The organism is Staphylococcus croceilyticus (assembly GCF_002902575.1).
In the GTDB taxonomy this organism is placed as follows: Bacteria; Bacillota; Bacilli; order Staphylococcales; family Staphylococcaceae; genus Staphylococcus; species Staphylococcus croceilyticus.
This window is the reverse complement of the sequence record NZ_PPRD01000090.1, coordinates 1-3,671: the sequence shown is the minus strand read 5'-3', so window position 1 is coordinate 3,671 and position 3,671 is coordinate 1. Positions and strand designations below refer to the sequence as shown.

The following is a 3,671-nucleotide window of genomic DNA, read 5'->3' as shown; positions in this document are numbered from 1 at the left end:
ATCAAATACCTTTCCTCGGTTGTTTGTATCTTTATTTAAGATGAAAAAAAGGATAATACAAACACGAATTATGTTTATATTATCCTTAAAATTTTTATAATTTAATATGCTCAATCATTTTCATCAAAATGTCTTTATTTTGCGACGGAATTTCGTAATTTATTACAGATTGCTCTGTATTACCTAATACATTGCCCTCTACATAAGCACGATCCGCTTCCACTATATCTTTCAATGTCTTCTCAGTAGTTTCCATATGGAACTGTAAACCAATCACATTATCATTATAGATAAACGCTTGGTTCTCACAATGCTCCGAACGATATAGTCTCGTAGCACCTTTCGGCAAATTAAACGTCTCTCCATGCCAATGTAGCACATCTAACTTTTCCGGCAAGAAATCGTACTGATTTGTGACTTTCTGAATTTCACCAAACCCTACTTCTTTCCCCTCTTTATTTTGGAAAAGGGTAGAACCCAACACCTTCGCAATTAATTGTGCACCCAAACATATACCAAGCATCGGCTTATTGTACTCAATCATAGATTTAATTAATTTCTTTTCTTGTAATAACCACCCAATATCGTCGTTTACGCTCATAGGTCCACCTAAAATAATAAGTAAATCTATATCTGCAATATCAGGTAACTTGTAATCAGACTCGTATAACTTAATTACTTTCGCATCTAGCGCATCTAGTATACCCGGCTTCTCAAATGGGACATGCTGTAAAATATAAATGCTCATTCTATCCCTCCGTAACATTTTATTTTCATTATACTTAATATTATGAACTAGAAAAAGCATCCGACAAGACCATACATGTCAGATGCTTTAAGTTAAATCGAAAGCTTTCTCTACAATTTTATTCAGTTGCTCTGTTATTACTTTGAAATCTTGATTTAAATCTAACGTTTTAACGCTTACTTGATTCCCACTCATTTGAAAAGTATCATCTAGAATGACGTTCTCATCAGTTTTAGCGTAAAGTAACATGCCAGAAACTGTAATATCTTTATCTTTTACATTCATAGATTGATTTTTTACATAAGTAAATATTTGGTATAAATTGCCAGAATGGATTTTCTTAGTTTCGAAATAGTTATTTAACGTGTTTTTATAATATTTGGCATCAATAATTAAACATCGCTTTTTATAAGTTATCATGATGTCACTTTTCATGATTGGTAACATTTCAAGGCTAGAAGCTTCCTCAATTGACCAAGGGATATGTGAAGCAGTTACCGTTAACTGTGGATATTCTTTCTTATAGTATTCAAGTATAAACTTCTCATATAAACGCGACATTTGTTGTTCATCTTCAAATATCATTAACTGTTTATAGCCACTCTTTTCAGACTGAAGCACACCGTCATGAATCAACTTGCATATAGATAACAACATTTTATATGCCTGATTATTGCGCGTAAAATTGAAATTCCATTGAATATTGCGATAATCGATTATCTCGACTTTATCAAAATATAGAAGTAATCTTTTAATCTTTTTCTTTCTCTCTTTTGAAATTTCCACATTTAGTAGCGTAATCATAGTCGTTTTTAAAATTTGATTCATATACGTATTAATAGAGAACTCTTCATATGTACAATTCATTCTTTTGTTCATCATATCGAGATTCTGTATAGATTGAGTGACATTTATTTTCCCTCTTATCACTTTTAAACTATCGTTGTATTCTACATATTCATGATGTAAGCCAGGTTTCAATTGAGTTGAAACGCCCTTAATTAGAATTGCTGCATATAAATCAGCGATATTCTCAAATTCTTCAGTCGCTAATTTTTGATAACCCTTTTTATTTAAAATGGTGAACGCATACGACAGCATATAATAGATATTTTGTATCTTGATCATAACTCAATCGCATTCCTTAATTTCTCAGCCCACATGTCGACTTTCGAAGGTACATCAAACCAATATTCATTGAGTAATGGTAAGATTTCAAATTCGATAATATCAGACAAATCCATAGTAGTGACATTTTCAAAATTACTAAAATAACTGTGTCCAATAACGAAGCTCTCGCCTAACATATCATCTTGGATAATGTCATTATTCAATTCTTCAATACATTGAATTAATGCATCAAACTCTGGGCTATTTAAGCTTTTTTGATAGTCTTTAAATTTCTCATTTTCAAAGGCAGGTTTCATATCAAAAAATGCAAATCTACGACGCAAAGCATAATCAAGAATTGCTAAACTGCGGTCAGCCGTATTCATCATACCTATAATATAAAGATTCTCAGGCACAGAAAATGGTTCATCTGTATATAGCAACTCCACTTCTAAACCTCTCTTGTCATTCTCGATTAACATAAAGAGTTCACCAAAGATCTTACTTAAATTACCACGATTAATTTCATCAATAATAAAGAAATAATCATTAGCTAAATCTTGTTCAGCAATTTTACAGAAGTCATAAAAAGCCCCTGTAGAAAGCTCAAAACCTGAATTTGTCGGTCTGTAACCCATGACAAAATCTTCATAAGCATAACTTTGATGAAGTTGGATTAATTTAACACGCGACGCATCTTTGACGCCCATCATTGAATACGCTAAACGCTTCGCTACATAAGTTTTACCTACACCCGGCGACCCCTGTAAGATGACATTCTGCTTCCTTTTAACTAGACGTATTAGGCGGTCATAATTGCTTTCAGTCATAAATACATCGTTTAGAAAAGCATCCTTTGTGTAAGGAGGATATTCAATTGGAGGATTTTCGATGATTTTTTGTGGATTTTTAGCTTTATTCATTTCTTTTGAATACACCCAAACTTCATGACTAAAATCGATAAAATTATCCACTGCTGTTTCGCCACTAGATAAAAATGTTTTTAACATATCTATTATAGCTAAATAATTCTCGCCACTCAATTTACCTTTAGGTTCAAGATTTTTATTAATAAATTTAGATGGTATTTTATCATTTTCAAAGATATAACCTTTGGTAAGAGAATCATAATTCGCAAACGTTTCTGGCGCAATCCAGTACAAACCACTCGTTAGCTTACTGTTTCCGATTTCTGGTTGAACAATAACTAGATTAAACTTTTCAATAAAATTAATTCTATTTTCTTCGGTCTGTTCTTGCGCATATTTCAACGCACTCTCAAATAATGCCCACAAATTATCGATATCATCTTCATTGCGCTTTCCATCAAAAGCATAAAATGTCGCGCTCATATTATTAACTGTAGGAATACTGTAAAAACTTGTTGGTACCTGCGTTTTAATATCAAAATAGAGCGCTAATTCATTTAAAATCTTAATTTTATTCACGTCTCGCATAGATGCTTTATTAAATAACGCAAAAATTGTAAAAGGATCAATATCAATCAACTCATTGTTTTTCTCAAGCGTGGGTAATTTAATCCCTGCTCTTTCATAGATCATTTCTATCATTCTGATTAACTCACCACGGCGATAGCGGTACTTTAATAATTCAGAAGCTAATGTTTTATAAAAAGGAACCCATGTTTTATCTATATTATTCAAGGCCAAAACCCCTTTAAATTTCAATAATTACAAATTTAGATGTTTAAAAATACTTATAATTGGCACTTTATAATAAGAGGCTCATCTCATAAAGTAAGCCAATATGAACAGTGTTTAGTTAATAATATCTAAACATACAAGTATATAGA

3 protein-coding genes are annotated in these 3,671 nt (G+C 31.7%); all 3 read right to left on the bottom strand.

The features are described from left to right. Nucleotides 1-94: 94 nt before the first annotated feature. The 3 genes from CD128_RS10180 to CD128_RS10170 all read right to left on the bottom strand — a co-directional run bounded on the left by CD128_RS10180 (nucleotide 95) and on the right by CD128_RS10170 (nucleotide 3,522). A complete protein-coding gene (locus tag CD128_RS10180) occupies nucleotides 95-748 on the bottom strand; it encodes a type 1 glutamine amidotransferase (RefSeq protein WP_103329800.1) in 654 nt (217 codons plus the stop codon). Between the two features lie 87 nt (nucleotides 749-835). Continuing rightward, on the bottom strand, nucleotides 836-1,876 hold the full coding sequence (gene mcrC / locus CD128_RS10175; protein WP_103329799.1) for a 5-methylcytosine-specific restriction endonuclease system specificity protein McrC: 1,041 nt from the start codon (nucleotides 1,874-1,876) through the stop codon (nucleotides 836-838). Then, nucleotides 1,873-3,522, bottom strand: coding sequence for an AAA family ATPase (locus CD128_RS10170; protein WP_197730758.1), 1,650 nt, complete (start codon nucleotides 3,520-3,522; stop codon nucleotides 1,873-1,875). Before CD128_RS10170 ends, mcrC begins: the two co-directional genes overlap by 4 nt. Nucleotides 3,523-3,671: the final 149 nt, after the last annotated feature.